Source organism: Ideonella sp. sgz306126, from assembly GCF_056032705.1.
Map to the genome: position 1 here is coordinate 424,939 of NZ_JBVYWP010000003.1, position 26,599 is coordinate 451,537.

Genomic DNA, 26,599 nt, shown 5'->3' on the forward strand with positions numbered 1-26,599 from the left:
GTGGCGGGCCGCGTGGGTGACGAGCGCTGCGAGCGGCTTCAGCCCTCGAGCGACTTCCACATCTCGATGTCGCGCTCGGCGGTCCAGATGCGCGGATCGGGATACTGCGTGGCCTCGTCGTAGGCGCGGGTCACGTCGAAGGGCATGCAGTGGTTGAAGATCACCCACTGGCCATAGCGCGGCGCCAGCGCCCGCATCGTGTCTTCGTAGACCGCGCGCAAGGCCTTGCCCTGGGCGGCGCCGGCCTTCACCGCGGCGAACAGTTCGCTGACGAAGGCGCGCGTGCCGTCCAGGCCGGCCTTCACCGCCGCGGGGTCGGTCAGCGCCGCGCCGCGGCCGGGCACCAGCTTCTCGGGCTGGAGCGCGGCGATGTTGTCCAGCGTGCCGGGCCAGTCCTGGAAGTAGGCGTCGCCGGCGTAGGGCGTGGCACCGAATTCGACCAGGTCGCCCGAGAACAGCACCTTGTCCTGCGGCAGCCAGACGACCGTGTCGCCCTGGGTGTGGCCGCGGCCCAGCTGCAGGATCTGCACCTCCAGCGAGCCCATCCACAGCGTCATCTTGCCGCGGAAGGTCAGCGTCGGCCAGGTCAGGCCGGGCGGCACGCTTTCGACCGCCTGGAACAGCCGCGGGAAGCGGCCGATCTCGCTGGCCTTGTCCTGCTCGCCACGCTGCACGATCAGGTCGTAGGTGTCCTGGCTGGCGATGATCTGCTCGGGCCGGTAGGCCGAGGCACCGAGCACCCGCACCGCGTGGTAATGGCTCAGCGTGACGTACTTGATCGGCTTGTCGGTCACCTCGCGGATGCGGCGGATCACGTCCTGCGCCATCACCGGCGTGGCCTGGGTGTCGATCACCATCACCGCGTCGTCGCCGATGACGATGCCGGTGTTCGGGTCGCCCTCGGCGGTGTAGGCCCAGGCATGGGCGGACAGCTGGACGAAGCTGACTTTCTTCTCGTCCAGATCGGCTTGCGAAGCGAAGGTCTTGGGGGCGGTCATTGGCGGCTTTCGGGCATCGGGGCGTCGTCGTCGACAAGAGCCTTGATCTTAGTCTTGTGATTTGTTAATGTCTAACGCATTCGCTTTAGTGGAAACCCCAGCATGAGCTTGCCGATCGACGACGCGCCGGACGCGCCCACCGCAGACCGTGGCCCGCGCGGTATCCAGAGCATCGAGGTGGGCGGCCAGCTGCTGCTCGCGCTGGCCCACCACGGCCGTCCGCTGGCGCTGAAGGACCTGGCGCGCGAGGCCGGCATGAGTCCGGCCAAGGCGCACCCCTATCTGGTGAGCTTCCAGAAGATCGGCCTGGTCGAGCAGGACGGCGGCAGTGGCCGCTACGGCCTGGGGCCGCTGGCCTTGCAGATGGGCTTGATCAGCCTGCAGCAATACGACCCGGTGCGCCTGGCCACGCCGGTGATCGAACAGCTGGCGGTGCAGACCGGGCTGACGGTGGCGATCGCCGTCTGGGGCAATCGCGGGCCGACCGTGGTGCGGATCGCCGAGGCGCCCAACCCGGTGCACGTCTCGATGCGCCACGGCACCGTGATGAGCCTGCGCGACACCGCGTCGGGCCGCTTGTTCGCCGCCTGGCTGCCGCCGGAGCGGGTCGACGAGGTGCTGGGCCGCGAGGCGACCGCGCTGCGCGCCGACAAGGCCTTTCAGGGCTCGCTCGCGGCGATCCGCAAGGGTGCGCTGGCCCGGGTGTCGGGCGACGCCGTGCCGGGCATCAGCGCGCTGGCCGCGCCGGTGTTCGACGGCCACCGCCACCTGGTGCTGGGGCTGACCGCGATCGGGCCCAGCGCCACCTTCGATCCGTCGGACGACGGCGCCGTCGCGGCGGCGCTGCGCCAGGAGGCGCAGGCCTTGTCGACGCGGCTGGGCTGGCGCGCCTGAGCGGCGCGGCCGGTGGCGCTCAGGCCAGCGCCGGCGCCGGCTGGGCCTGGCCGGTCAGCGCCATGCGCCGCTCCAGCAGCGCGCGCATGTTGGTCATCGACACCTGGTGGGTCAGCAGCACGCTGAGCAGGCCGCCGCGCTGCAGCTCGACGATCTCGGCATCGGTCAGCGTGCTCAGGCGCTTCTCGTCGACCGCCAGGAAGCCATCCACCGTGATCGGCGTGCCGTCGGGCATCTTGGCCTCGAAGCGCTTGTCCTGCAGCAGGTTCAGCTCCAGCAGGCGTTCGCCCGCCGCGCGGGTGCGCTCAACCTCGGTTTCCAGCTGCTCGACGAAGCCGCGCATCTCGTTCAGGTACGGCGTCGGCTCGCCCTGGGCGTCGAACAAGGCGCGGCCCTGCTCGGTGGACCATCCGCCCCAGGCGCGGTCGATGCACACGACCCATTGCGACTTGTCGACCTGGGCCATCGTGAACGGGTAGGCCCGCAGCATCGCCGGCATGTAGTGCGCGCGCCAGGCCATCGTGCCGCCTTCGAAGGTCTCGACGAACAGGTTCTCGCCCGGGCCCAGGCCCATCACCGCGACCGGCGCCACCTGCGGCTTGCCTGCGGCGTTGGTGCCGGCGTGCAGGAACAGGATCGGGAATTCCTTGCACGCGTCGCCGAACTCTGCCGCGGTCAGGAACACCGAGTTCATCGCGGTCGCCGCGAGCAGGATGTTGACGTCCTCGCGCAGGCGCAGCGAGCGGTGTTCGACGCGGTCAAGCGCCACGGGCTGCTTGTGCAGTTCTGAGTTGATCATTCCTTGTCTTCCTCTGGGTTGTGCAGCCGGCTGGCCAGCACCTTGTCCACCCGCTTGCCGTCCAGGTCGACCACTTCGAAACGCCAGCCGCCCCATTCCACCGCGTCGGCGGTGCTTGGCAGGCGTCCGAGCAGCAGCATGATCATGCCGGCCAGCGTGTTGTAGCGCCCGCGGTCTTCCTCGGGCAATTCCTTGAGCCGCAGCCGGTCCTTCAGCTCGGGCACGGGGATCAGCCCGTCCACCAGCCAGCTGCCGTCCTCGCGCTGCACCGCCCAGGCGTCTTCGTCGGTGGGCGTGCCGAATTCGCCGGTGATGGCTTCCAGCACGTCGCGCACCGTGATCACGCCCTGCACCGCGCCGTACTCGTCGACCACGAACACCAGCTCGGCGCCCGAGGTGCGGAAATGCTCCAGCAACTCCATGCCCGACAAGGTCTCGGGCACGAACACTGGCGGGTCGAGGTGGTCGGCCAGCGAGGCCATGCGGTTCTCGGACAGCGGCCGCAGCAGGCTGTGCGCCGCCACCACGCCGATCACGTCGTCCAGCCCGCCGCGGCAGACCGGGTAGCGCGAGTGCTCTTCGGAGGACACCGCCTCCAGCACCTCGGCGATCGAGGCGTTGGCGTCGATCCAGCGGATCTCGGCGCGCGGGATCATCATCGAGCCGATCTGCCGGTCGTCGAGGCGGAACACGTTGCGCACCATTTGGTGTTCCTGGGCCTCGATCACGCCGGCGTCCAGGCCTTCCTCCAGGCTGGCGGCGATCTCTTCCTCGGTCACGCTGCGTGCCGCGCCAGTCCGCACGCCCAGCAGGCGAAGAATGCCTTCGGTGCAGGCGCCCAGCAGGAACACCACCGGCCTCGCCGCGGTGGACAGCCACTCCATCGGACGCGCCGCGAGCCGCGCCACGGTCTCGGGAAACATCAGGCCGATGCGCTTGGGCACCAACTCGCCGAAGATGATGCTCAGCACGGTGATGATCATCACCACCATCGCGGTGGCGCTGACATGCGCGGCGCGCTCCGACAGCGGCAGCGCGCCCGCCAGCCAGGTGGCCAGCGGCCCGGAGAACGCCGCATCGCCGACGATGCCGTTGAGCACGCTGATCGAGGTGATGCCGATCTGCACCGTCGACAGGAACTTGGTCGGATTGTCGTGCAGGTCGATCGCCGCCTGCGCACCGCTTTCGCCGGCTTCCAGCATCACCTGCAGGCGCGCCTTGCGGCTGGCCGACAAGGCCATCTCCGACATCGCGAACAGGGCGTTGAGCAGGATCAGGAAAGCGAGAAGGGCAACGTCCATGCGAAGCGGCCGGCCAGACCCGACCGCCAGAGAAGAAACGGGGTCAGAGCGTAGCAGAATCGGGCCATGCATTACCTGATCGGCGACCTGCAAGGCTGCTGCGGCGCCCTCGACAGGCTGCTCGCCAAACTCGACTTTTCTCCCTCGCGCGACCATCTCCACGTGCTGGGCGACCTGGTCAACCGCGGCCCCTCGTCGCTGGCCGTGCTGCAGCGCCTGCGCGGCTTCGGTGCGTCGGCCACCTGCCTGCTGGGCAACCATGACCTGCACCTGCTGGCCGTGGCCGCCGGCGTGCGCAAGCCGCACCGCAAGGACACGCTGGACGCCATCCTGGCCGACCGCGAGCGCCCGGCCTGGCTGGCCTGGCTGCGCCAGGGCAAGCTGGCCGACCTGGCCTGCGGCTGGCTCACCGTGCACGCCGGCGTGGTGCCGCAGTGGACCGCCGAGCGCACGCTGGCGCTCGCCGCCGAAGTGCAGCAGCTGATCCGCGGCCCCGGACTGGTCGATTTTCTCCAGGTGATGTACGGCAACCAGCCGGCCCGCTGGGACGACGCGCTGGGCGGCAGCGAGCGCTGGCGCTTCATCGTCAACGTGCTGACCCGCATCCGCTTCTGCAGCGCCGACGGCACGCTCGAATTCGACACCAAGGACAGCGCCGACGCCGCGCCGCCCGGCTTCGCCCCGTGGTTCGAACAGCCCGGCCGGCTCAGCGCCGGCCAGCCCATCGCCTTCGGCCACTGGTCCACGCTGGGCCTGATCAACCGGCCCGACCTGCTGGCGCTGGACACCGGCTGCGTCTGGGGCTGCGCGCTCACCGCCGTGCGCGTGGACGGGGGCCGCCGCGAGGTGATCCAGGTGGCCTGCGACCAGGCCCAGGCACCCGGCTGAGCCATAATTGCCGCCGCGCCGCCACCGCTGCGGCGCACCAGGAGGCTTGGGGGAGCGGTTTAACCCAACAGTCTTGAAAACTGTCGACGGGCAACCGTCCGTGAGTTCGAATCTCACAGCCTCCGCCACGGCTCCACCAACAGCGTCTCGCGGGGCGCTCCTTCCTGTTTCTCGGTGCCCTCGCTCCTGCCGGAGACCGGCGGTCCGGCGACCCGAGTTGGGGGGGATGACCTCGCCAAAAGTTACCTTTCGCCCGCCGTCGCTGCGGGATTGAGCATCGTCAAGGCCGATGGTCACCGGGGTGGCATCCTGACCCGGGGAGGTAGACCAAAAGCAGGAGAGTCGCCATGAAGAACTGGGTTGTCGTCGCCAATGCGGCAAGAGCGCGTGTGCTGGAAGCGTCCGATCCCTCCGGCGCGTATGTCGACGTGGTCGACCTGACGCACCCGCAGAGCCGGCAGAAGGGCACGGACTTGGCCGGTGATCGTCCCGGCCATGTGCCCGGGACCCGGGACCACGGCGCGGGCAGTTCCGCGTTCGATCCCAAGACCGCGCCGCGCGAGCGCGAGCACGATCAGTTCGCGCGCGAGGTGGCCGCCACGCTGAACGAGGGGATCGCGGCCGGGCGCTGCGCCGGCCTGATCCTGGTGGCGTCCAACCCGTTCCTCGGGCTCCTGAAGGGGCACCTGGGCGAGCAGGCGCACAAGCTGTTGCTGCGCACCGTGGCGGCCGACTACACGACCCTGGACGGGCTCGAACTGGCACGGCGCCTGAGGTCGATGGCTGGCGAGGCCTGAGGTCTGCGCGTCAAGGCGCGCGCCGATGCGCGAAGTGCCTGACGGCCAGCGGTGCCAAGAACACGACCAGCAGGACGAGCGGCCAGAGATTGCCGTCTTCGAAGCGGTAGGCGGCCAGCAAGTCAGGCCAGGTGCGGTGTTGAATCAGGCCCCCGAATCCGAATTCGAAGGCCAGCGTCATCAGCAGCCAGAGGGCACCGATGGCCAGCGCCTGTGGCGTCGTGAGGGCGCCCAACCGAGGCAGTGTCAGAAAGGCGATGGCAAGGATGAGCGCCGCCAGGAGAAGGCCGCTGAGCGTCAGCGCAACGGGCAGGCCCATCGCAGGAATGAGGATCAGCTCGCGAAGCGCCCCGTTCAGAAATGCGAGGACGAGGATCAGCAACCAAATGGGCAGTGATTTGAGAACGCGATTCATGAGCGCTGGCGTCCGGATGTGAGGACCGTTCTTGGCGTCGTCTCGATCGGAAAAGCGATCGATGGGCGACCCGGTCTCGATTGTTGCGCAGTGCGCCCGGTTCCGGTCGGGCCTGGCCCAGCCCCGTCGCTTCCGGCGCGCGTCGTCACTCCGCCAGGTGGTGCAGATCGGCGGTCGCGACGCTCAGCGTGATGGCTTCTCCCACGTCCGGCAGCGCCTCGCCGTGCGGGCACCACAGCACCAGCGCGTCGCCGGCATCGCTGCGCGCTTCGACGGTGATGCGCTGCTGGCCGACGTAGCGGGCCAGCACCCGCGCCTGCAGCTGCCAGGCGGCGTCGGAGGCCGGCGCGGTGCTGCGCCGCAGCGCGGCGATCGGGGCCATCCAGTGGCCGCTGTCGCGGCGCCAGCCGGACGGCGCGTGGCGGGCGTCGAAGGCATTGAAGGCACCCAGGAAATCAGCCACCTGGCGGCTGGCCGGGCGGTGCCACAGATCCGTCGGGGCGCTGCACTGGGCGATCCGGCCGTCGAACATCACGGCCACCTGGTCGGCGAGTTCGAACGCCTCTTCGCGGTCGTGCGTGACGAGCAGGCAGGTCTGCCCCAGCTCGCGCTGCAGGCGCCGGAAGGCGCGGCGCAGCGGCACGCGGAAGGATTCGTCCAGCGCCGAGAAGGGCTCGTCCATCAGCAGCAGGCTGGGCCGGCGGGCCAGTGCGCGCGCCAGCGCCACGCGCTGGCGCTGGCCGCCCGAGAGCTGGGCCGGTCGCTTGTCGCGGTGGCTTTCCAGCTCGACCAGGCTCAACAAGTCCTGTGCCCGCGCGGTGGCCTCGGCCTGGCCCAGGCCATCGGCCAGCACGCCGAACTTGACGTTCTCGATCACCGACAGGTTGGGGAACAAGGCGTAATGCTGGAACACCACGCCGATGCCGCGCTGCTGCGCGCTGAGGTGGGTGATGCTGCGGCCGGCCAGCACGATGTCGCCGCCTGACAGCGGGGTCAGTCCGGCGATCGCGCGCAGCAGCGTGGTCTTGCCGCAGCCCGAGGCGCCGAGCAGCGCCAGCACCTGGCCCTTGGGCAGCGCGAGGTCGATGCCGCCCAGCACCGGGCGCCCGCCCAGGTGGGCGCTGGCCTGACGGACTACGAGTTCTTCGAGGTGTTCCATGCCATCAAACTTTGGACGAGCAGGCCCGACGCCGTCACCACGGCCAGGCTCAGCACGATCAGCGCAGCGGCCTGGTGGCCGTTGACGCCGCGCAGGCTGTTCATCAGCGGCTGCAGCATCTCCACTTCGCCGCCGAGCAACAGGTTGGCGATGGCGAACTCCATCGCCGCGGTGATCCAGCACAGCAGCAGCGTGGCCGCCAGCGCCGGGGCGAGCAGGGGCAGCAGCACCCGGCGCAAGGTGGTGCCGTCGTCGGCGCCCAGCGTGCGGCCGGCCTCCAGCAACGGCGCGGCGTCGATCTGGTGCAGCGCCGTGACCAGGGTCTTGTGCACCAGCGGAAACAGCAGCGGCGAGGCGACGATCACGTAGACCGCGCGCAGATCCAGCCAGCCGCCCCAGCGGCCGACGAACAGCTCCAGCGCGCCGATCGCCACCACCACCGGCGGGATCGCGTAGGGCAGCAGCGCCAGCGCATCCAGCCACGCCCGCATGCGGGAGCGGGTCAGGTGGGCGGCGACGCTGGCGGCCCCGCCCAGGCCCACGGCCAGCAGCGCGCTGGCCAGCGACAGGCCGACGGTGTTGCCGACGGCCGCCCGCACGCGCGCGTCCCGCGCGACGGCCCCCAGCCAGTGCAGCGTGGCGCCTTCGGGCAGCAGGCTGCGGTCCCAGCGCTGGGACAGCGCGTACAAGGCCACGGCCAGCGGCGGCAGCAGGGTCAGCGCCAGCATCAGCAGCAGCGCCAGACGCGACGGGCGCAAGCCGTTCCGGAGCGCGCTCACCAACGCCCCCTCAGCCGCGAGGCCAGCCGGCGGGCGGCGACGATCACCAGCACCAGCATCGCGAACATGATCAGCGCCAGCAACGACGAGAGCTCGGGCTGCGCGAAGATGTCGCCGCTGACCAGCGACGCGATGCGCACCGCCAGCACATTGGCCCCGGTGCCCGACAGCGCGAAGGGCGTGGCATACGCTGCGGCCGCGTTGGCGAACAGCAGGCTGCCGGTCTCGACCAGGCTGGGGGCCAGCAGCGGCAGGCCGACACGGCGCCAGAACCGCAGCGGCCCGGCACCGAGCGTGGCGGCGGCTTCGATCAGGCCGGCTTCCAGCATCTGCACCGGCGCCATCAACAGCAGACAGGCCAGCGGCACCTGGAAGCAGATGTAGGCCACCAGCAGGCCGGAATCGCGGTACAGATCGAACGGCAGCGCGAGGCCCAGCGGCGCCAGGCCCAGCGTGACCACGCCTTCGGCGCCGAACAGCAGGGTCATCGCCGCGGCCAGCGGCACGCCGGAGAAATTGCTGCCCAGGCCGGCCAGCACGCTGACGGCGCCACGCCAGCGCGGCATCTGAGCCAGCGCCACCGCCGCCCCCAGGCCGACCGCCAGGCCGACCCCGGTCGAGACGGCGGACAGCCACACCGTGCTCCACAGAGCGCGCAGGTACGAGGGGTCGTCCAGCAGGTCCTGCACCGCGCAGTCCGCGCCGTGCAGGCAGGGACCGACCAGGCCGGCGCTGCGCCAGGCGAAGGGCAGCACCACGCCGACGGCGGCCAGCACCAGCACCGGCAGGCCGGCCCACAGGGCATTGCGCCGGGTCAGCTGCATGCGCGCGGACCCAGCACCTGGGCTTCGATGAAGGCGGCCAGGCCGGGTTGGTGGTCCGGGCAGGCCGGGCCGTCGGCCAGGCGGCCGGCGTCGTGCGGCGCCCACACCAGCGGCACGTCGCGCTCGGCGGGCGGCACGCCGCCGTGCATGCGCGCGGCGTCCATGCCGTGGTCGCTGGTCAGCAGCAGGTCGTAGCCGGCGGCATGCCAGCGCGGCAGCATCAGCGCCAGCATCATGTCCAGCTTGCGCGCAGCGTAGGCATAGGCGGGCGACTCGCCGCCGTGCTGGTGGCCGGCGTGGTCGGGGCCCATCGGATGGATCAGCAGCAGGTCCGGCGCGTGCGCCAGGCGCAGATGCTCGGCATCGGCCAGCAGGTGCGAGTCGGGGTAGTCGTCTTCGAAGTACCAGTGGCCGCCCACCACGCCGCGGCCGGGCACGGCGGCGTGGCGGTGTCGCAGCGGATCGAACACTTCGCCGGCCAGCAGTTCGTAGAACCAGTGGTAGGCCGCCACGGCCGAGCACCGGCCGGCCGCCGCCAGGCGGTCGAACACGGTGGCGCCGCAGCGCTGGCCGGCCTGCAGGTTGCTCAGGATGCCGTGCTGCAGCGGCGCCTGGCCGGTGACGACGGTGGCGTACAGCGGGCGCGACAGGCTGGGCAGCTCGCAGCGCAGCGAGGTCCAGTGCGCCCGGCCCGCGTCGGTCAGGGCCTGGACGTAGCCCAGCGTGTCGCGGGCGGTGTCGGCGCGCAGGCCGTCGGCCAGCAGCAGGATCAGCTTGCGCCCGGATGCGTTCTCCGGGCTCACAGGCCGGCGTCCACCACGTCGCGCTGCCAGGCCCGCGGCAGCTGCTTGACGGCCTCGGTCCAGATGGCCGGGCGCACGGCGCGGGCGCTGCGGTACTGGGCGTTGTCGATCAGCTTGTGGCGCAGGTCGACGGGCAGGCTCAGGCTCTCGGCGCGGATCGGTCGGGCGTTGCCGCGTGCCAGGTTGATCTGGCCGGCGTCGCTGAAGATGTATTCGCGCGCCAGCATCGCCGCGTTCGGATGCGGCGCGTTCTTGTTGAGGATCGTGGTGTAGCCGCTGGTGATGGAGCCGTCGGACGGGATCAGCACCTCGTAGTCGGCGGCGTTCGGAATCTTGTCGCGGTACGACAGCGCGTTGAAGTCCCACAGCACGAACACGTCGGCCTCGGCACGCTCCATCAGGGCGGGCAAGGGCTCGGCGGTGATCAGGCGGTGTTGGCGGGCCACCTGCGCCAATTGGGCCAGCGCAGGCTGCAGGTGGGTCTCGTCGCCGCCCAGCGCCACCGCGGCGGCGAGCACGCCGGCATTGGCCTGCGCCTCGCGGCCCACCTGGCCGATCAGCACGCGGTGCGAGCCCTGGAACAAGGCCTTCCAGCTGCGCGGCACCGCGGTGACCTTGCGGGTGTTGACCGCGAAGGCGATGGTGCCGGTGTAGGCCAGCGCCCAGTGGCCGTCGACGTCCTTGGCCCAGTCGGGCACCTGGGCCCAGGTGCTGGGCTTGTAGGCGCGGGTCAGGCCGCGGGCCTTGGCGATCGCGCCGAACTCGAAGCCCACGTCGCCCAGGTCGACGCTGGCGTGGTTGCGTTCGGCTTCGATCTTGGCGATCTCCTCGGCGCTGCTCATGTCGCTGTCGACATGCTCCAGGCCATAGAGGCGCTTCAGGTCGGCCCAGGTGGCGCGCCAGTCGGCCCAGCCGTCGGGCATGCCGACGCTGGCCAGCCGGCCTTCGGCGCGGGCGGCGTGGATCAATGCCGGCAGGTCGGGGTTCGAAGCGGCGGGGGAGGCGATGGCCGAGGCGGCGCGGGCACCGAGGCCGGCGGCCAGCAGGCTCAGGAAGGGGCGACGTTGCATGGGGATCTTCGCGGGCCCGAGGGCCCTTTCGCGGGATGGAAGCGGGATCGCCGCGCCGAGGCGCGGCGATCCCCGGGCACGGCGTTACAGCTTGGCCGAGAAGGTCACGAAGACCTGGCGCGGGGCGCCCGCCAGCAGGGTCTGGGCGGTGCCGTTCGGGTCGCTGTTGACGAAGCCGTTGCTGCCGACGGTGGAGACGTAGCGCAGGTTGGCGAGGTTGTCCACGCCGACCTGGATGCTGGCATCGCGCACGAAGCCGAGCGTCTTCATGCGGTAGCCGCCGCTGACGTTGACCAGCGTGCGCGCCGGCACCGACGCGTCGTTCAGGTAGCTGTAGTAGCGCTGGGACATGTAGTCCACGCCCAGGTTGCCGAACAGCGTGCCGTTGTCGTAGCCCAGGATGGACTTGAGCATGGTGTCCGGCGCGTCCACCACGTGCTTGCCGGCGGTGGCCACGGTGACGCCGTTGCTCACCACGTCGTTGCGGTAGGTGCTGTTGCTCTGGCTCAGGCTGTTGTACCAGCTCACGCCGGGCATCAGGCGCAGCGACAGGGCGGCTTCGATGCCGGTCGAGCGTACGCTGCCGACGTTCGACAGCACGACCGGGTTGCCGACGATGCCGGCGCCGCTCTGCACCGCCAGCAGCCGGTTGTGGAAGTTCACCATGTAGGCGGTCAGCGTGCCTTCATAGAAGTGCCCGTGGGTGCGCCAGCCGGCTTCCAGGTTGTTGGAGGTCTCGGGCTTGAGGGTGTTCTTGATCGCGTCGAAGCCCGCCGCCGTGGTGGCGAACGGCGTCGTGCCGGTGGCCGAGCCCTGGAACGCGCGCATGTTGCGGGCCGCCGAGGCGAACACCTCGTCGGTCTTGGACAGGCGGTAGTTCAGGCCCAGCTGCGGCAGGAAGCCGTTGCTGGCCGTGATGCTGCCGGACGGCAGGCCGCTGCCCACCAGCAGCGCGGCGTCGGTCGTGACCTTGAGCGACTTGAAGCCCACGCCCAGGCTCAGGTCCCGCGCCAGCTTGACCGTGTCGGCCAGCGAGAACTGATCGGTGTTGGTCTTGAAGTGGTACTGCCACTGGGTACGGAACGGGTTGCTCGGGAAATCGTACGGCGAGGGCACGGCGTTCACCGGGGTCGCGTAGAAGCGGCGGGCCTGGTCGAAGTCATTGCCTTCGTGCCACACGCCGGCCTTGATCAGGTGCGACGCCATCTCGTATTCCAGGCTGGCGACCACGCCGCTGCGGTGGATGCCGTATTCGGTGGTGCGCAGCGAGACCGGCGTGCCGTCGGGCGACGGCACATAGGGCGTGAACCAGAGACCGGCGCCCTTGTCGTTGTGGGTATAGCCGGTGGCCTTCAGGCGCAGGTTGGCGCTCAGGTTGCCGTCGAAGCTCAGGCCGGCCAACGTGTCGTTGCGCAGGCCCGAGCCGGCGTAATAGGCGTCGTCGCACTGCGAGACGTAGGTGCTGCCGCCGTTGCCGCACAAGGTGTTGGAGGCGTTCACCGCCGCCGTGAAGTCGGGATAGAAGTTGTCCCAGTTCCAGCCCAGGCGATGGATCATCTCCAGCGACATGTCCTGGTAGTCGATCTCGCGGCGCTGCGAGGCGTTGACGAAGGCCGAGACCCGGTTGTCACCGAAGTTGCGGACGTACTTCAGGTTCAGCTGGTCCTGGCGCTGCTGGCCGTGGCCCTTCCACTTGTCGGCCGCCTGGTGGGTGGCGCTGACGTAGAACTGGCCCAGCGCCGTCGCGCCGCTGTCCAGGCGCACGTAGGTGCGCTGTTCGTTGCTGCTGCCGAAGGTCTGGTGGGCCTCGACGCCGAACGTCTCCTTCGGATCGCTGGAGACGAATTGCAGCGTGCCGCCCAGGTTGCTCGACGAGGCCGTCTCGAGCGAGCCGGTGCCTTGCGACAGGAAGGCCTGGACGACGTTCTCGCTGGAGATCGCGCGGCTGATGTGCAGGCCGTTGAAGTTGCCGTACGACATGTCGCCCAGCGGCACGTCGTCCAGCGTGAAGCCGAGCTGGTTCTGCGAGAAGGAGCGCACCGTGATGCGCGTCGACCATTCGTAGTTGCCCAGCGGGTCGGCGGACTGGAAGTTCACGCCCGGCAGGCGCGACACCGTCACCAGCGGGCTGGTGCCGGCCGGCACCGAGGCGAAGTCGGCCTTGCCCAGGCCTTGCACCGAGCGCAGCTGGCCCAGGCCGGTGGAGATGACGATGCGCTGGGTGTCGGCGCTGTCGGGGGTGGCGGCGCCGGTGGTGTCGGCGCTTTGTGCGTGTGCCGAGGCCATCGCCACCAGGGCCAGCGCCAGGGCGGTCGCCAGGGTGTTCAACGGATGCGTGGGTTTCATGGAGATCCTTGTGGGAAAGCTTGAAATAGGCTGCGAGCGCTGCCTCGCGGCAGCGGTGACGGCACTGTTTCAAAACTCCATGACAGCGGCGCGAAATCGGTCGTGTCCGGCCGGTTCTGCGTCGTCGCCGCCACATCACGAAATTGCCGCGAAACAGTCATCGGTGTGACATGGCGGCTTTGCAGCGTCCCTGCCGCGCCGCGAAGCCAGGCTGTCGCATCGGTGAACGCTGGCCGGCGCGGGGGCTGCGATGATGGCGGCCCCAGCGTCCCTCCGTCAGCGCCTCGCACATGCTTTCCTCACACCCCGAACGGGCCGCGCCGATCTGGCCCGGCCTGCTGCTGGCCGCGGCGGGCTCGATCGCCTTTTCCGGCAAGGCCATCCTGGCCAAGCTGATGTACCGGTACGGCGTGGACGCGGTGACGGCGGTGATGTACCGCATGCTGTTCGCGCTGCCGATGTTCCTGGCCCTGGCCTGGTGGGCCGGGCGCGGCAAGCCGGCGCTGACGCGGCGCGACCGCTTGGTGGTGCTGGGCCTGGGCTTCTCGGGCTACTACGCCGCCAGCATGCTCGACTTCATGGGCCTGATGTACATCACGGCCAGCCTGGAACGGCTGATCCTGTACCTCGGCCCCACCGTCGTGATGCTGCTGTCGGTGTTCTGGTTCAAGCGCCCGGTGCAGGCGCGCCAGTGGTTGGCCGCGGCGCTCAGCTACGCCGGCACGGTGGTGGTGTTCGGCCACGAGATGAAGCTGCAGGGCAGTGGCGTCGCGACCGGCGCGGCGCTGGTCTTCGGCAGTGCGGTGAGCTATGCCGTCTACCTGGTGGCCAGCGGCGAGGTGGTGCGCCGGCTGGGCTCGCTGCGCCTGACCGGCCTGGCCACCAGCGCCGCCTGCGGCTTCTGCCTGCTGCACTTCCTGCTGTTCCGGCCGCTGTCGGCGGCGATCGTGCCGCAGCCGGTGCTGTGGCTGTCGCTGCTGAATGCCGTCGCCTGCACCTTCGCGCCGGTGCTGATGGTGATGATGGCGATCGAACGCATCGGCTCGGCGCTGACCGCGCAGATCGGCATGATCGGCCCGCTGTCCACCATCACCATGGGCGTGCTGCTGCTGGGCGAACCCTTCACGCCGCTGTTGCTGGTCGGCACGGTGCTGGTGCTGTCGGGCGTGTGGCTGCTGGCGCGCTGGCGCTGAACCCGTCGGGGCCGCGGGGCGCGGTTCAGTGCCGCGACGAGACCACGATGCCGGCGACGATCAGCGCGAAGGCGACCGCATGGAACGGCTGCGGCGACTCGCCCAGCAGCGCGGCCGACAGCAGCGCCGCGAACACCGGCGTGAGGTTGCCGAAGAAGGCGGCCACCGCCGGCCCCACCGTGGCCACGCCCAGCCCCCAGCAGCGGTAGGCCAGCAGCGACGGTCCCAGCGCCACGTACAGCAGCATCACCGGCAGCCAGGGCGTCCAGTGCCAGCGGCCGTCGCCGACCACCGCCTCGACGCCGCTGGCCAGGCCGCACCAGCCCAGGCCGAACACGGTCTGTGCCAGCAGGAACGCCGCCCAGTCCCATTCCGGCCGCGCCGCGCCCTGCATCGAGGCGGGCGGACGCGCCAGCAGCCAGCTGTACAGGGCCCAGGTGACGATGGCCAGCAGCATCAGCAGGTCGCCGACGGCCACGTGCAGCTCGCGCAGCCGGTGCAGATCGCCACGGGTGATCACCCACACCACGCCCAGCAGCGACAGCAGCGCGCCCAGCACGTCCTGCCGGCGCGGCCGCACGCCGTGCCGCAGCGCGCCGATCGCCAGCATCCAGACCGGCGAGCTGGCGGCGATCAGGGTCACGTTGAGCGGGCTGGAGCTGTGCAGCGCCAGGTACTGCAGCGCGTTGTAGCTGCCCATGCCCAGCAGGCCCAGCGCCGACAGGTAATGCCGGCGTTGCCACAGCGCGGCGCGGTCGGCCAGCGCCCGCCGGCCCAGCGGCCACAGCACCACGAACGCCAGCAGCCAGCGTGCGAAGTTCAGCGCCACCGGCGGGGCCGAGCCCACCGCCAGCTTGCCGGCCACCGCATTGCCGGCCCACAGCAGCGGCGGCAGGGTCAGCAGCAGGGCGATGCGCGGGGTCAGGCGGTGGTTCATGAAAGAGGCGGGTCCGGGCCGGGTTGGCCCCGGACCGGCGGGGACGGAAGAATGCTGGCACGATAGCCGACCTTACCGATTCCCCGACCGGAGACGCCCGATGACCTTGACCAGCCGAGCCATTCAGATCGCTGCCTTTGGCGGCCCCGAGATGTTGCAGATGGTGGAACTGCCCGTGGGCGAGCCCGGACCGGGCGAGATCCGCATCCGCCACCACGCGGTCGGGCTGAACTTCATCGATGTCTACCAGCGCACCGGCCTGTACCCCAACGCGCTGCCGCTGAACCTCGGCATGGAGGGGGCCGGCGTGGTCGAGGCGGTCGGGGCCGGCGTGACCCATCTGGCGGTGGGCGACCGCGCCGCCTACGCCAGCCACCCGCCGGGCAGCTACTGCGAGCGCCGGGTGATGCCGGCCAAGTGCGTGGTGCGGCTGCCGGAGGCGATCAGCTTCGAGCAAGGCGCGGCGATGATGCTCAAGGGCTTGACGGCGCAATACCTGCTGCGCCGCACGCTGCCGCAGGAAGGCTTGCGCGCCGGCGACTTCGTGCTGTTCCACGCGGCGGCCGGCGGCGTCGGCCTGATCGCCTGCCAGTGGGCAAGGGCGCTGGGCCTGCGGCTGATCGGCACCGCCGGCAGCGACGAGAAGTGCGCGCTGGCGGCGGCGCATGGCGCCGAGTTCACGATCAACTACCGGCGCGAGGATTTCGCCGCCCGGGTCCGGGAGATCACCGGCGGTGCCGGCGTCAAGGTGGTCTACGACTCGATCGGCCAGGACACCTTCGACAAGTCGCTCGACTGCCTGTCGCCGTTCGGCCTGCTGGCCAGCTACGGCAGTGCGTCGGGCCCGGTCTCGGCCTTCAACCTCGGCGTGCTGGGGGCCAAGGGCTCGCTGTACGTGACCCGGCCGACGCTGTTCACCCACATCGCGACGCGCGAACGCACCCAGGCGATGGCGGACGACCTGTTCGCGATGGTCACCTCGGGCCAGGTGCGCATCCCGATCGAGCAGCGCTACCCGCTGGCCGAGGTGGCGCAGGCCCACCGCGACCTGGAGGCGCGCAAGACCACCGGCTGCAGCGTGCTGCTGCCCTGATGGCCGACGCCAGCGCGCGATCGGCCCCGCCGCGGCGCTGCGGGTGGCGGGGGCGCGGCGCGGCCGCCATGCTGGTCATGGCCACGGCCGCCGTGCAGGCCGATCTCCCGCCCGTCGACGAGGTGGCCGATGCGCAGGTGCAGGTCCAGCGCAGCGGCGCCGTCTTCACGGTCGATCTGCAGGTGCGCGCGCCGGTGCCGCCGGCACAGGCCTGGGCCGTGCTGACCGATTTCGAGCACATGCCGCAGTTCGTGCCCAACCTCCAGTCCAGCCAGGTGCAGGTCGAGGCGGACGGGCGCCTGCGGGTGACGCAGCACGGCATCGCGCGGCTGGGCCCGCTGAGCGTCGACGTCGGCTCGGTGCGCGAGGTCGAGCTGTGGCCGGAGCACGAGATCGTGGCGCACGCCGTGAGCGGCGACGTCAAGCGCAGCGACAGCGTGATGGACCTCGCGCCGGACGGCGACGGCACGCGGCTGCACTATCACGCGGTGCTGGAGTCGGGCCGCTGGTACGGCGTGCTGATCTCGGTGGCGCGCGTGCAGCACCAGACGGCGCAGCAGTTCAGCGCGCTGCTGCAGGAGATGCGGCGGCGGCGCTGACGCGGGCCGGCCTCAGGGCGGCCGATGGCCGGCCACGGCCGCCGCCGCCAGGCCCGCGACTTCGTGCATCAGCAGCTGCCAGTTGCGCGCGCCGCGCGTGATCGAGAACGCGTACCACGGCGTGCTGGCGCCGGTGCGGAAGTCGACCGGGTAGGGCGTGACCTGCCAGCCCGCGGCACGGAATTCGGCCATCGCGCGCGGCAGGTGCCAGGCCGAGCTCATCAGCAGCCAGGGTCGGTGTCGGTCGATGCCGGGCAGCGCGGCGCCCAGGCGTGCGTTCTCGGCAGTGGTGCGCGAGGCGCGCTCGAAGCGCAGCCGCTCGCGCGGCAGCCCTTGCTGCAGGAAGAAGCGTTCGGCCAGGTCGGCCTCGGGCACGCCGGCGTGGTCCAGGCTGGCGTCGCCGCCCAGGTACACCAGCGTCAGCTGAGGCGCCTGGCGCATCAACGCCACCGCCATCGTCAGGCGTTCGGCGGCATCGTTCAGCGCGACCTGCGGCCGGCCGCGCTGGACCTCGGCCCGTTCGGTGCTGCCGCCCAGCACCAGCACGCCGGCAAAGCCCGGCAGCGCGGCGTCGGGGGGCACCGGGTAGCGATTCTCCAGCGGTCGCAGCAAGGCGTCCGAAGCCGGCAGCCAGCCGGTCAGCAGCGCCAGCGCGAGCGCTGCGGCCAGCGCCCGGCGGGCCCGGCGCGGCTGGGCCGGCAGGTGCCACCAGGCCGCCAGCACCAGCGCGCCCGCCCAGGCGAGCGGCTGCAGCACCGACGAGACCAGCCAGGAGATCAGCAGCATGGCCGCAGGCCCGGGCAGGGCGCGATGCGGGCCGCCGGTCTGCGGGGGGACCTCATCGCGCGAGCAGGTCCAGCGTGTCGGGATGGCGGCGCATGTAGACCGCCACGTAGCTGCAGCTGGGCTCGACCTTCAGCCCCTGCTGGCGCGCCCAGGCGAGCGCCGTGGCCACCAGGCGGGCGGCGATGCCGCGGCCTTCGAGCGCGTGCGGCACGCCGGTGTGGGTCATCCACATCACGCCGTCCGCCAGCCGGTAGTCGGCGACGCAGTCCAGGCCGTCGACGTGCGCGACGAAGCGCTGCCGGGCGGGTTCGTGTTCGACGAGGAGCTTGTCCATCACGCGGTCCTCAGCGGTCGAGCTGCTGGTGCAGGAAGGCCAGCTCCAGCGCGGTGCGGTCGGCGATGCTGGCGTTGTTGGCGCCGGCGCTGTGGCCGCCCTCGATGTCCTCGTAGTACAGCACCTGGTGGCCTTGCTCGATCATGCGCGCGGCCATCTTGCGGGCGTGGCCCGGGTGGACCCGGTCGTCGCGCGTCGAGGTGTCGAAGAAGACCGGGGGGTAGTGCACGTCGGCCCGGACGTTCTGGTACGGGCTGTACTTCGAGATGTAGGCCCAGTCGGCGGGGGTGTCCGGGTTGCCGTACTCGGCCATCCAGCTCGCGCCGGCCAGCAGGTGGCTGAAGCGGCGCATGTCCAGCAGCGGCACCTGGCAGACCACGGCGTTGAACAGGTCCGGCCGCTCGACCATCACCGCGCCCACCAGCAGGCCGCCGTTGCTGCCGCCTTCGATGCCGAGGTGGCGCGGCGAGGTGACCTTGCGGGCGATCAGGTCCTGCGCCACGGCGATGAAGTCGTCGAAGCTGTGCTGCTTGTTTTCCTTGACCGCGCCTTGGTGCCAGGCCGGCCCGAACTCGCCGCCGCCGCGGATGTTGGCCACCACCAGCACGCCGCCGCGTCGGTACCAGCCGATGCCCAGCCCGCCCGAGTACCAGGGTTGCAGCGAGACCTCGAAGCCGCCGTAGCCATAGAGCAGCGTGGGGTTGCTGCCGTCGGCCGTCGCGCCCTGGGGCCAGACGATGAAGTAGGGCACGCGCGTGCCGTCTTTCGAGGTGGCGAAGCGCTGCTCGACGTGCATGCCGCTGGCGTCGAAGAACGCCGGCCGTGCTTTGAGCGCTTCCAGCGGGCCACCGGCGGTGCTGCCGAGGTAGAGCGTGTCGGGGGTCAGGAAATCGGTGTAGCTGGCGGTGAAGGCCTCGGCCAGCGGGTCGTCGGCCACCTGGGGGTCGTGCAAGCCGTGGACCTCCAGCGTGCCCGGGAAGGGCGCGGCGATGTCGTGCCGGGTCCAGTGGCCGTCGGCCGCCTGCGACCAGGCCTCGGCGCGCCCGGCGACATCGTCCAGCACGTTCAGCAGCACCGCGCTCGCGGTGAACGAATGGCTGGCCAGCGAGCGTGTGGCGGTGGGCGTGAACAGGGCGTCGAAGCGGCGCTCGCCGCGCAGGTAGTCCGCGGCCGGCGCCACCAGCAGCGAGCCGCGCGGCCAGGTGCGGCCGGCGACCGTCCAGTCGCTGCGCAGTTCGATCAGGACCTTGTCGCGCCAGAATTCGAACTGGGCGTCGGCGGGCTTGTCGATGGGCTGCAGGTGGCCGTCCTGCCACAGCGCGCTTTCGGTCGTGTAGAAATCGGGCGAGCGACCGAGCACGACGCGCTCGAAGCCCGGCGTGTGGTCCACCGTGGCGAAGGCCGAGACATCGGTCTTGCGGCCCTCGAACACGGTCTGGGCCGCGGCCAGCGGCTGGCCGCGCCGCCACAGCTTGATGATGCGCGGGTAGCCCGCGTCGGTCATCGAGCCGGCGCCGAAGTCGGTGCCGACGAAGAGGCGGTTCTCGTCCAGCCAGTCGACCTCGGACTTGGCCTCGGGCAGCGTGAAGCCGCCGGCCACGAAGGCCCGCGTGGCCAGGTCGAACTCGCGCACCACCACCGCATCGGCGCCGCCGTGCGAGAGCGAGATCAGGCAGCGGGTCGAGGCGCCGCCCAGGCAGACGGCGCCTTTCCAGACCCAGTTGGTGTGCTCGGCGGCGGCCAGCGCGTCCAGGTCGAGCAGGGTCTGCCAGGCGGGCTCGGGCTTGCGGTATTCGGCCAGCGTGGCGCGCCGCCACAGGCCGCGCGGATGCGCCTGGTCGCGCCAGAAGTTGTAGAAGCCGTCGCCACGCCGCGTGGCGTAGGGAATGCGATCCTTCGAGTCGAGCACCTGCAGGATGCGTTCGCGGTCGCTCTGGAAGTCGGGCTGGGCCTCCAGCCGCTGGCGCGTGGCCTGGTTGCGCTCGCGGACCCAGCTCAGGGCCCGTTCGCCCAGCACGTCTTCGAGCCACCGGTAGGGGTCGGCGGGCTGATCGGCCACCGCGGAGGCGGCAGCGGCGGGCGGGGGCGAGGGCAGGGTCTGGGCCATGGCGGAAAGGGCGGTCGCCAGCAGGCAGGCGGCCCACAGCGAGATCCGTGCAAGGGCGCGCCTTGCGGCGGCGGGGTGGGACAGGCGTTGCATCGTCGGGGCGCGGGTGACGCGGGTTGCGAAAGGTGCTGGGCGTCGCCCGGGTGAGGCGTCGCCGGCCAAGGCCGTCGATGATAGGCGGGTCGGGCGCGCGTGGCCCGAGGGACAGCCCGGGGTCAGCGCGCCGCCGGACCGCCGCTGGCGGCCTTGAGCAAACGTGGCTCGATGGCCACCGAGCGGCTGGCGTTGCCGACCCAGATCTGTCCTTCCTGCACGGTGACCTGCAGCTGCATGCTGCGTTCGGCCAGCCGCGCCAGCTCCTGGCTGGCTTCGGCCGGGATCTGCCAGACGCTCAGGTTGGCCAGGCGCGCGACCTTGTTCTCCAGGCCTCGCCACCAGATCGGGGTGGCGGCGTTGAACGACCAGACCGCGACCGACTCGGCGCGACCGCAGGCCTTGGCCAGGCGACGCTCGTCGGGCTGGCCCACCTCGATCCACTGCAGCAGGTCGCCGGTCAGATCCTTCTGCCACAGGTCCGGCGCTTCGGTGTCGGACAGGCCGGCGGTGAATTCGAGCCGGCCGCGGTGGTCGTCGGCCGGCACGCTGAGCGCGAAGGCCAGCAGGCGGATCATCATGCGCTCGTCGTTTTCGGACGGATGGCGGGCCAGGGTCAGCACATGATCGGCATAGAGTGCGCGGTCCATGTCGGCGATCTGCAACTGGGCCTTGAAGATGGTGGATTTGAGAGCCATGGGCGGGAGCGGTCGGGCCGCCGCGGCGCGACGGGTGGGGCAGTGTAGTGGGGCGGGCGGTGACCGCTTCCGGCGCGGTCGTCCATACCCCGATCGGGGGGCTTCAGTTCCTGCCGTGGCGGCCGACATCAGACGTGCAGCGGCATACTTGGGAGTTGCCACGGCCATCCGCTGCGCAGGCCGCCGGTCTGAAATCTCCTGACACCATGGTTGTCGTCTACACGTTCATGTCAGCATGCCAGATCGATCCCGGCTCCGCACCATGACGAGGCCATCGCGGCCGGCCGGCGGCGGAGCCATTGGGCGGCGCGAATGGCTGCTGCTGGCGGCCGGGCTGATCGCGCTGGGCCTGCTGGTCGCGTGGGGTCGTTACGCCAGCCACCGCGAGATCGAGACCGAGCAGCGTGCGCTGCTGGCCTCGCAGGCGCTGGCGATGGATGAAAGCCTGACCGAGCAACTCGCGGGCATTGCGGCCGCGACGCGCAGCGTGCGGGCCTCTTTGCCCGCCTGGCGAGCCGATGATCTCGGCCGGCACGCCTCGACGCGACTCCAGGCGCTGTGCGGGGTGGCGCCCGCGTTGGCGGAGATGCGACTGGTCGATCGCAGCGGGCAGGTCGTGGCGGCCAGCGTGCCCGGCGTCGTCGGCCGCCACGAGGCCGATCGCGCCTATTTCCGCCAGGCCCGCGCGCAGCCGGACCCCGGGCGGGTCTTCCTTGCCCCTCCGGAGGTCGATGCCCGCGGCGCCGCCGCGATGACGCTCTCGGTCGTCGTGCTCGACCGGGCGGGCGCCTTCGACGGCGTGGTCAGCGCGACGCTCGCGCCCGACTTCCTGCGCAGGCTGGCCGGGTCGCTGCGCTACGCGCCCGACGTCCGGGTGTTGGTGGCCCACGGCAACGGCACGGTCATGCTGGTCGAGCCCCCCGTGGCCCAGGCGACCGGCCTGCACCTGGACCTGCCGGGGACGGCGTTCTGGCGTCACGTCCGGTCGGGCCAGGTCCTGACCCTGTCCGCGGCGACCAGCGTGGTCAATGGCGAGAAGCGCCTGTTCGCGGTCCGCACCGTTCGCCCGCCCGGGCTGGAGCCGCCGATCGTGGTGTCGGTCAGCCGCAGTGTCGACGCGATGTTCGCCCGCTGGCGCCGGCAGACCGCGCTGGATGCCTTGCTCTACCTGCTGTTCGCCGCCGCCACCTCGATCGGCCTGGTCACGCTGCAGCGCCGCCAGCGCGCGCTCGACGCGCTGGTGGCACAGCAGTTGGCGTCCGAGCGCGAGGCGGCGGCGATCGTCGAGTTCAGCGACGACGCGATCATCCGCAAGTCGCTCCAGGGCGTGATCAGCAGCTGGAACCGAGGCGCCGAGCGGATCTTCGGCTACCGTGCGGACGAAGCGATCGGCCAGTCGCTGACGATGCTGTTCCCGCCCGACCGCCTGGCCGAAGAGGAAGGCATTCTGGCGCGGGTCGCCCGCGGCGAGACGGTCGACCACCTGGAAACCGTCCGCCGCCACAAGGACGGCCGCGACATCGACGTGTCGCTGACCATCTCGCCGATCCGGGACGATGCCGGCCAGGTGATCGCGGTGTCCAAGATCGCGCGCGACATCACAGCCCGCAAGCGCACCGAAGCCGCCTTGCAGGAGGCCCAGCGCAGCGCGCTCGAGCAGGCCCACCGCGAGCGCGACGAGCAGCGCCGCCAGTTGCGCACGCTGCGGCTGCACGAGGCCATCACCGAGAACTCGGCCGACGCCATCTACGCCAAGGACCTGGAAGGACGCTACATCTTCTACAACCGGGCCGGTGCCGCGCAGGACGGCCTGGCGCGCGAGCAGGTGCTGGGGCACACCGATCTGGCCTTGTTCAGCCCGGAGGTGGCGGCCCGGCTGATGGCCAACGATCGTGCGGTGATCGAGTCCGGCAGCGTTCAGGTCTTCGAGGAGCGCTTCCCAATGCCGGACGGCGAGCGCATCAGCGTCAGCGCGAAGGGCCCGCTGTTCGACGAGGACGGCCGCGCCTTCGGCGTCTTCGGCGTCTCGCGCGACGTCACGCAGGCGCGGCGCGCCGAGGAGCGCCTGCACCGCGCCAACCGCGCGCTGCGGGTGCTCAGCAGCAGCAATCTCGCGCTGGTCAAGTCGGCCGACGAAGCCCGGCTGGTGCGCGAGGTCTGCCGCGTGATGGTCGACGACGGCGGGTACCTGATGGCCTGGATCGGCTATGCCGAGAACGACGTCCATAAGTCGGTGCACCCGGTCGCCTCGGCGGGCGCCGACGACGGCTATCTCGACAAGATCCGGATCTCGTGGGACGGCGCCAGCGCCCTCGGCCAGGGGCCGACCGGCACCGCGATCCGGACCCGGTGCGCGCAGGTCAACCAGGACTGGACCCGCAATCCGGCGATGGCGCCCTGGCGGACGGCCGCGTTGGAGCGGGGCTACCAGGCGAGCGTCGCGCTGCCGCTGGTCAGCGCCGACCGCACGCTGGGTGCGCTCACCATTTATTCGGCGGAAGCGGATGCCTTCGATCCCGAGGAGGTCGAGTCGCTGAAGGAGCTGGCCCGCAACCTGACCTTCGGCATCGAGGCCCTTCGGACCCGCGCCGACCGCGACGCCGCCGAAGGCGCCAACCGGGCCAAGAGTGCCTTCCTGGCCAACATGAGCCACGAGATCCGCACGCCGCTGAACGCAATCCTCGGGCTCAGCCACCTGCTGCGCAGCGGCGGCATCACGCCCTTGCAGGCGGCGCGCCTGGACAAGCTCGACGAGGCCGGGCAGCACCTGCTGTCGGTCATCAGCGACGTGCTCGACCTGTCCAAGATCGAGGCCGGCCAGGTGTCGCTCGACGAGGGCGACTTTCTGCTGTCGACCGTGCTCGACAACGTGCAGTCGATGATCGGCGACGCGGCCCGCGCCAAGGGGATCGCGATCGAGGTCGATGCCGGGGACGTTCCGCCCTGGCTGTGGGGCGACGCGACGCGCCTGCGCCAGGCGCTGCTCAACTTCGCCGCCAACGCCGTCAAGTTCACCGAACGCGGGCGGATCGCGCTGCGCGCCCGGGTTGACGAAGCGCGCGAGCGCGACCTGGTGGTCCGCTTCTCGGTCGAGGACACCGGCATCGGCCTGTCGGCCGAACAGCGTGCGCGGCTGTTCAAGGCTTTCGAGCAGGCCGACAACTCGACCACGCGCCGCTATGGCGGGACCGGCTTGGGCCTGGCGATCACCAAGCGGCTCGCGCAGCTGATGGGGGGCGAATGCGGCGTCGACAGCGAGCCGGGTGCGGGCAGCACGTTCTGGTTCACCGCCACCTTGCGCCGCGGCCACGCGCTGGCCACGCTGCCTTCGGACGCCGCTGCGGGATCGTTCGAGGACAGGCTGCGCCAGCGCCACCCGGGCGCGCGCATCCTGCTCGCCGAGGACAACGCGATCAACCAGGAGGTGGCCCAGGCCATCCTGGAGCGGGTCGGCCTGCAGGTGGACACCGCGTCCGACGGGCGCCAGGCGGTGGCGCTGGCGCGGCGCCGGGTCTACGACCTGGTGCTGATGGACATGCAGATGCCCGAGATGGGCGGGATCGAGGCGACGCAGCTCATCCGGGCGTTGCCCGGCTGGCAGGCGCGCCCCATCCTGGCGCTGACCGCGAACGCGTTCGACGAGGATAGGCAGGCCTGCCGGGCCGCGGGGATGAACGATTTCATCACCAAGCCGGTGGACCCGGCGTCGCTCTATGCGGTGCTGCTCAAGTGGCTGGAGCGCGACCGGCCGGGTTCCGGCGCGGACACGCCAACCCCGGCGCCGTGAGCCGGGCCGGGCCGCGGGCCGATGGCTGGTGGCTGGAAGCGCGTGCGGTGGCGCGCCGGGCAAAAAAAAGGGCTCAGCGATGGCTGAGCCCCAGGCAGACGAAGGGGGCGACGCGGTCGCCTCCCGAACGCCTTACACGTCCTTGCGCTGGCGCTTGCCGAAGCTCGGGCCGCTGCTGGCAAAGCGCGACTTGCCGGCCGCGGGCTTGCCGGCGGGGTGGAACCCGCCTTCGTGGCGCGGCTTGAAACCGCCTTCGTGCGGCGGCTTGAACCCGCCGTCATGGGCCGGACGGAAGCCGCCGGCAGCACCCCGCGGCGCCTGGCCCGGCGCGCCTTCCGGGCGGCGCTCGAACGGGCCGCGGTCGGCGCGCTCGGTGAAACGCGGCCGCTCGCCATAGCCGTTGCCGGCACCGGCCTTGCGGTCGAAGTAGCCGCCGCCGGCGTTGCCGCCGCGGTCGGCGAAGGCCGGACGCTGCGGACGGTCGAAGCCGTTGCCGCGATCGCCGAACGGGGGCCGATCGCCCTGGGCGCGTTCGCCGAAGCCGCCGCGGTCGTTGCCACGCTCGAACGGCGCACGCTCACCGCCGAAGCCTTCGCGGCGCGGGAACGGGCCGGCGTCGCGCGGGCCGCTGCGGAAGTTGTTCGGGCGGTTGCCCTGGTAGCCACCGCCGTAGCCGCCCTTGCCACGCGGGGCGCCATCGCGCACGGCGCGGCCCAGGGTGTCGGGCGCGGCGCGCTGCGGTTCCAGGCCGGCCACGGTCGCCACCGGGATCGGCTGCGTGGTGTAGTGCTGGATGCGGCGGATCATCGGCAGGTCGCGCCGGTCGGCCAGCGTCACGGCACGGCCCGAGCGGCCGGCACGGCCGGTGCGGCCGATGCGGTGCACGTAGTCCTCGGCCTTCAGCGGCAGGCCGTAGTTGATGACGTGGGTGATGGTCGGCACGTCGATGCCGCGGGCGGCCACGTCGGTCGCCACCAGGATGCGCAGCTGGCGCGAACGCAGGCCTTGCAGCACGCGGTTGCGGCGGCCTTGCGGCATGCCGCCGTGCAGCGCGGCGACCGAGTGGCCCATCTCGTTCAGGCGGTCGGCCAGGCGGTCGGCGTCGATCTGGGTGCTGGTGAAGACCACCGCCTGGTCGACGTCGCGTTCGGTCAGCAGGTGGTCGAGCAGGGCGTGCTTGTGGTCCAGGTCGTCGGCCCACATCAGCTGCTGGGTGATGCTTTCGTGCTTGTCGGTGTGGCCGGTGATCTCGATGCGCTCGACCTCTTCGTTCTGCAGGCGCTGGGCCAGGCGGCCGACTTCACCGGCGAAGGTGGCGCTGGCCATCAGGGTCTGGCGCTTGGCCGGCAGGCGGGCGGCGATGTGCTCGATGTCTTCGATGAAGCCCATGTCCAGCATGCGGTCGGCTTCGTCGAGCACCAGCATTTCGACGTTCTCGAGCACGCAGCGTCCGCTCTCGATGTGATCGATCAGGCGGCCCGGGGTGGCGATCAGCAGGTCCAGCGGGCTGCGCAAGGCCTTGAGCTGAGCCGGGTAGGGCACGCCACCGACCACGCTGGCCACCTGCAGGAAGGGCACGTTGCGGCCGTAGTTCGAGGCCGCCTTGGCGACTTGCAGCGCCAGTTCGCGGGTCGGCACCAGCACCAGGATGCGCGGGCCGCGGATCTCGCCCTTCTTGGGCTTCTGCGCCGGGTCCTGACGGGCCGCCAGCACCTTCATCAGCGCGGGCAGCACGAAGGCCGCGGTCTTGCCGCTGCCGGTGTTCGAGCACACGCGCAGGTCGCGCCCGGCCAGCGCGGCGGGAATGGCGCGCGCTTGCACGTCGGTGGGGTGTTCGTAGCCAGCGGTGGTCAACGCGCGGACCAGGGCCTCATCGAGGCCGAGAGATTCAAAGCTCAT

Annotated in this window: 23 protein-coding genes and 1 tRNA gene; 8 read left to right on the forward strand and 16 right to left on the reverse strand. The window is 71.2% G+C overall.

The genetic code is table 11. From position 1 onward, the window contains the following. Positions 1-38 precede the first annotated feature (38 nt). Entirely contained in the window at positions 39-998 is a 960-nt protein-coding gene (locus tag AC0N04_RS10420; protein ID WP_474281257.1) for an MBL fold metallo-hydrolase, read from the reverse strand. Positions 999-1,100: 102 nt separating this feature from the next. Between AC0N04_RS10420 and AC0N04_RS10425 the strand changes: the two genes are divergently transcribed. Further along, positions 1,101-1,892: an IclR family transcriptional regulator gene (locus tag AC0N04_RS10425; protein WP_474281259.1), complete on the forward strand. Its 792-nt coding sequence runs from the start codon at positions 1,101-1,103 to the stop codon at positions 1,890-1,892. A 19-nt stretch (positions 1,893-1,911) separates the two neighbouring features. On the opposite strand, the gene AC0N04_RS10430 is transcribed toward AC0N04_RS10425, so the two are convergent. Both AC0N04_RS10430 and AC0N04_RS10435 read right to left on the reverse strand, forming a co-directional pair. Continuing rightward, positions 1,912-2,691, reverse strand: a complete 780-nt coding sequence (locus AC0N04_RS10430) for a SapC family protein (protein WP_474281261.1) — start codon at positions 2,689-2,691, stop codon at positions 1,912-1,914. Then, on the reverse strand, positions 2,688-3,992 hold the full coding sequence (locus tag AC0N04_RS10435; protein WP_474281263.1) for a hemolysin family protein: 1,305 nt from the start codon (positions 3,990-3,992) through the stop codon (positions 2,688-2,690). The genes AC0N04_RS10430 and AC0N04_RS10435 overlap by 4 nt, the downstream gene beginning before the upstream one ends. A 66-nt stretch (positions 3,993-4,058) precedes the next feature. Here AC0N04_RS10435 and AC0N04_RS10440 point away from each other — a divergent pair, with 66 nt between their 5' ends. The 3 genes from AC0N04_RS10440 (at position 4,059) to AC0N04_RS10450 (ending at position 5,677) form a co-directional block, all read left to right on the forward strand. Further along, a complete protein-coding gene (locus AC0N04_RS10440) occupies positions 4,059-4,880 on the forward strand; it encodes a symmetrical bis(5'-nucleosyl)-tetraphosphatase (protein WP_474281265.1) in 822 nt (273 codons plus the stop codon). Between the two features lie 40 nt (positions 4,881-4,920). Then, positions 4,921-5,008, forward strand: a tRNA-Ser gene (locus AC0N04_RS10445). A 219-nt stretch (positions 5,009-5,227) separates the two neighbouring features. Continuing rightward, complete coding sequence (locus AC0N04_RS10450) at positions 5,228-5,677, forward strand: host attachment protein (RefSeq protein WP_474281267.1); 450 nt, start codon at positions 5,228-5,230, stop codon at positions 5,675-5,677. A 10-nt stretch (positions 5,678-5,687) separates the two neighbouring features. Here AC0N04_RS10450 and AC0N04_RS10455 read toward each other — a convergent pair whose 3' ends face one another. The 7 genes from AC0N04_RS10455 to AC0N04_RS10485 form a co-directional block, all read right to left on the reverse strand. After that, a complete protein-coding gene (locus AC0N04_RS10455) occupies positions 5,688-6,092 on the reverse strand; it encodes a hypothetical protein (RefSeq protein WP_474281269.1) in 405 nt (134 codons plus the stop codon). Between the two features lie 145 nt (positions 6,093-6,237). Next, entirely contained in the window at positions 6,238-7,251 is a 1,014-nt protein-coding gene (locus tag AC0N04_RS10460; protein ID WP_474281271.1) for an ABC transporter ATP-binding protein, read from the reverse strand. Beyond that, a complete protein-coding gene (locus tag AC0N04_RS10465; protein WP_474281273.1) occupies positions 7,227-8,030 on the reverse strand; it encodes an ABC transporter permease in 804 nt (267 codons plus the stop codon). The genes AC0N04_RS10460 and AC0N04_RS10465 overlap by 25 nt, the downstream gene beginning before the upstream one ends. After that, the gene (locus tag AC0N04_RS10470) at positions 8,027-8,854 is read right to left on the reverse strand and encodes an ABC transporter permease (protein ID WP_474281275.1); all 828 of its coding nucleotides are present in this window, start codon (positions 8,852-8,854) and stop codon (positions 8,027-8,029) included. Before AC0N04_RS10470 ends, AC0N04_RS10465 begins: the two co-directional genes overlap by 4 nt. After that, positions 8,845-9,657: an alkaline phosphatase family protein gene (locus AC0N04_RS10475; protein WP_474281277.1), complete on the reverse strand. Its 813-nt coding sequence runs from the start codon at positions 9,655-9,657 to the stop codon at positions 8,845-8,847. Before AC0N04_RS10475 ends, AC0N04_RS10470 begins: the two co-directional genes overlap by 10 nt. Continuing rightward, positions 9,654-10,727 (reverse strand): ABC transporter substrate-binding protein, encoded by a 1,074-nt coding sequence (locus AC0N04_RS10480; protein WP_474281279.1) that lies wholly within the window; start codon positions 10,725-10,727, stop codon positions 9,654-9,656. Before AC0N04_RS10480 ends, AC0N04_RS10475 begins: the two co-directional genes overlap by 4 nt. 84 nt (positions 10,728-10,811) lie before the next feature. Further along, the gene (locus AC0N04_RS10485; RefSeq protein ID WP_474281281.1) at positions 10,812-13,073 is read right to left on the reverse strand and encodes a TonB-dependent receptor; all 2,262 of its coding nucleotides are present in this window, start codon (positions 13,071-13,073) and stop codon (positions 10,812-10,814) included. A 290-nt stretch (positions 13,074-13,363) separates the two neighbouring features. On the opposite strand from AC0N04_RS10485, the gene AC0N04_RS10490 reads away from it, so the two are divergent. Next, positions 13,364-14,266: a DMT family transporter gene (locus AC0N04_RS10490; RefSeq protein WP_474281283.1), complete on the forward strand. Its 903-nt coding sequence runs from the start codon at positions 13,364-13,366 to the stop codon at positions 14,264-14,266. Between the two features lie 25 nt (positions 14,267-14,291). On the opposite strand, the gene AC0N04_RS10495 is transcribed toward AC0N04_RS10490, so the two are convergent. Next, positions 14,292-15,203 (reverse strand): DMT family transporter, encoded by a 912-nt coding sequence (locus tag AC0N04_RS10495; protein WP_474281285.1) that lies wholly within the window; start codon positions 15,201-15,203, stop codon positions 14,292-14,294. A gap of 100 nt (positions 15,204-15,303) precedes the next feature. Here AC0N04_RS10495 and AC0N04_RS10500 point away from each other — a divergent pair, with 100 nt between their 5' ends. Both AC0N04_RS10500 and AC0N04_RS10505 read left to right on the forward strand, forming a co-directional pair. After that, a complete protein-coding gene (locus tag AC0N04_RS10500) occupies positions 15,304-16,296 on the forward strand; it encodes a quinone oxidoreductase family protein (protein ID WP_474281287.1) in 993 nt (330 codons plus the stop codon). Between the two features lie 68 nt (positions 16,297-16,364). Beyond that, positions 16,365-16,895, forward strand: coding sequence for an SRPBCC family protein (locus AC0N04_RS10505; RefSeq protein WP_474281288.1), 531 nt, complete (start codon positions 16,365-16,367; stop codon positions 16,893-16,895). A 12-nt stretch (positions 16,896-16,907) separates the two neighbouring features. Here the strand turns inward: AC0N04_RS10505 and AC0N04_RS10510 are convergent, their stop codons facing one another. From AC0N04_RS10510 to AC0N04_RS10525, 4 genes are all read right to left on the reverse strand, one after another. Continuing rightward, the gene (locus AC0N04_RS10510) at positions 16,908-17,681 is read right to left on the reverse strand and encodes a YdcF family protein (RefSeq protein WP_474281290.1); all 774 of its coding nucleotides are present in this window, start codon (positions 17,679-17,681) and stop codon (positions 16,908-16,910) included. A 52-nt stretch (positions 17,682-17,733) separates the two neighbouring features. After that, a complete protein-coding gene (locus AC0N04_RS10515; protein ID WP_474281292.1) occupies positions 17,734-18,015 on the reverse strand; it encodes a GNAT family N-acetyltransferase in 282 nt (93 codons plus the stop codon). A gap of 10 nt (positions 18,016-18,025) precedes the next feature. Further along, positions 18,026-20,215, reverse strand: coding sequence for a prolyl oligopeptidase family serine peptidase (locus AC0N04_RS10520; RefSeq protein ID WP_474281294.1), 2,190 nt, complete (start codon positions 20,213-20,215; stop codon positions 18,026-18,028). Positions 20,216-20,337: 122 nt separating this feature from the next. Next, on the reverse strand, positions 20,338-20,913 hold the full coding sequence (locus AC0N04_RS10525) for a YaeQ family protein (RefSeq protein ID WP_474281296.1): 576 nt from the start codon (positions 20,911-20,913) through the stop codon (positions 20,338-20,340). Between the two features lie 262 nt (positions 20,914-21,175). Here AC0N04_RS10525 and AC0N04_RS10530 point away from each other — a divergent pair, with 262 nt between their 5' ends. Then, positions 21,176-24,700: a PAS domain S-box protein gene (locus tag AC0N04_RS10530; RefSeq protein ID WP_474281298.1), complete on the forward strand. Its 3,525-nt coding sequence runs from the start codon at positions 21,176-21,178 to the stop codon at positions 24,698-24,700. A gap of 132 nt (positions 24,701-24,832) precedes the next feature. On the opposite strand, the gene AC0N04_RS10535 is transcribed toward AC0N04_RS10530, so the two are convergent. Continuing rightward, positions 24,833-26,599, reverse strand: a complete 1,767-nt coding sequence (locus AC0N04_RS10535; protein WP_474281300.1) for a DEAD/DEAH box helicase — start codon at positions 26,597-26,599, stop codon at positions 24,833-24,835.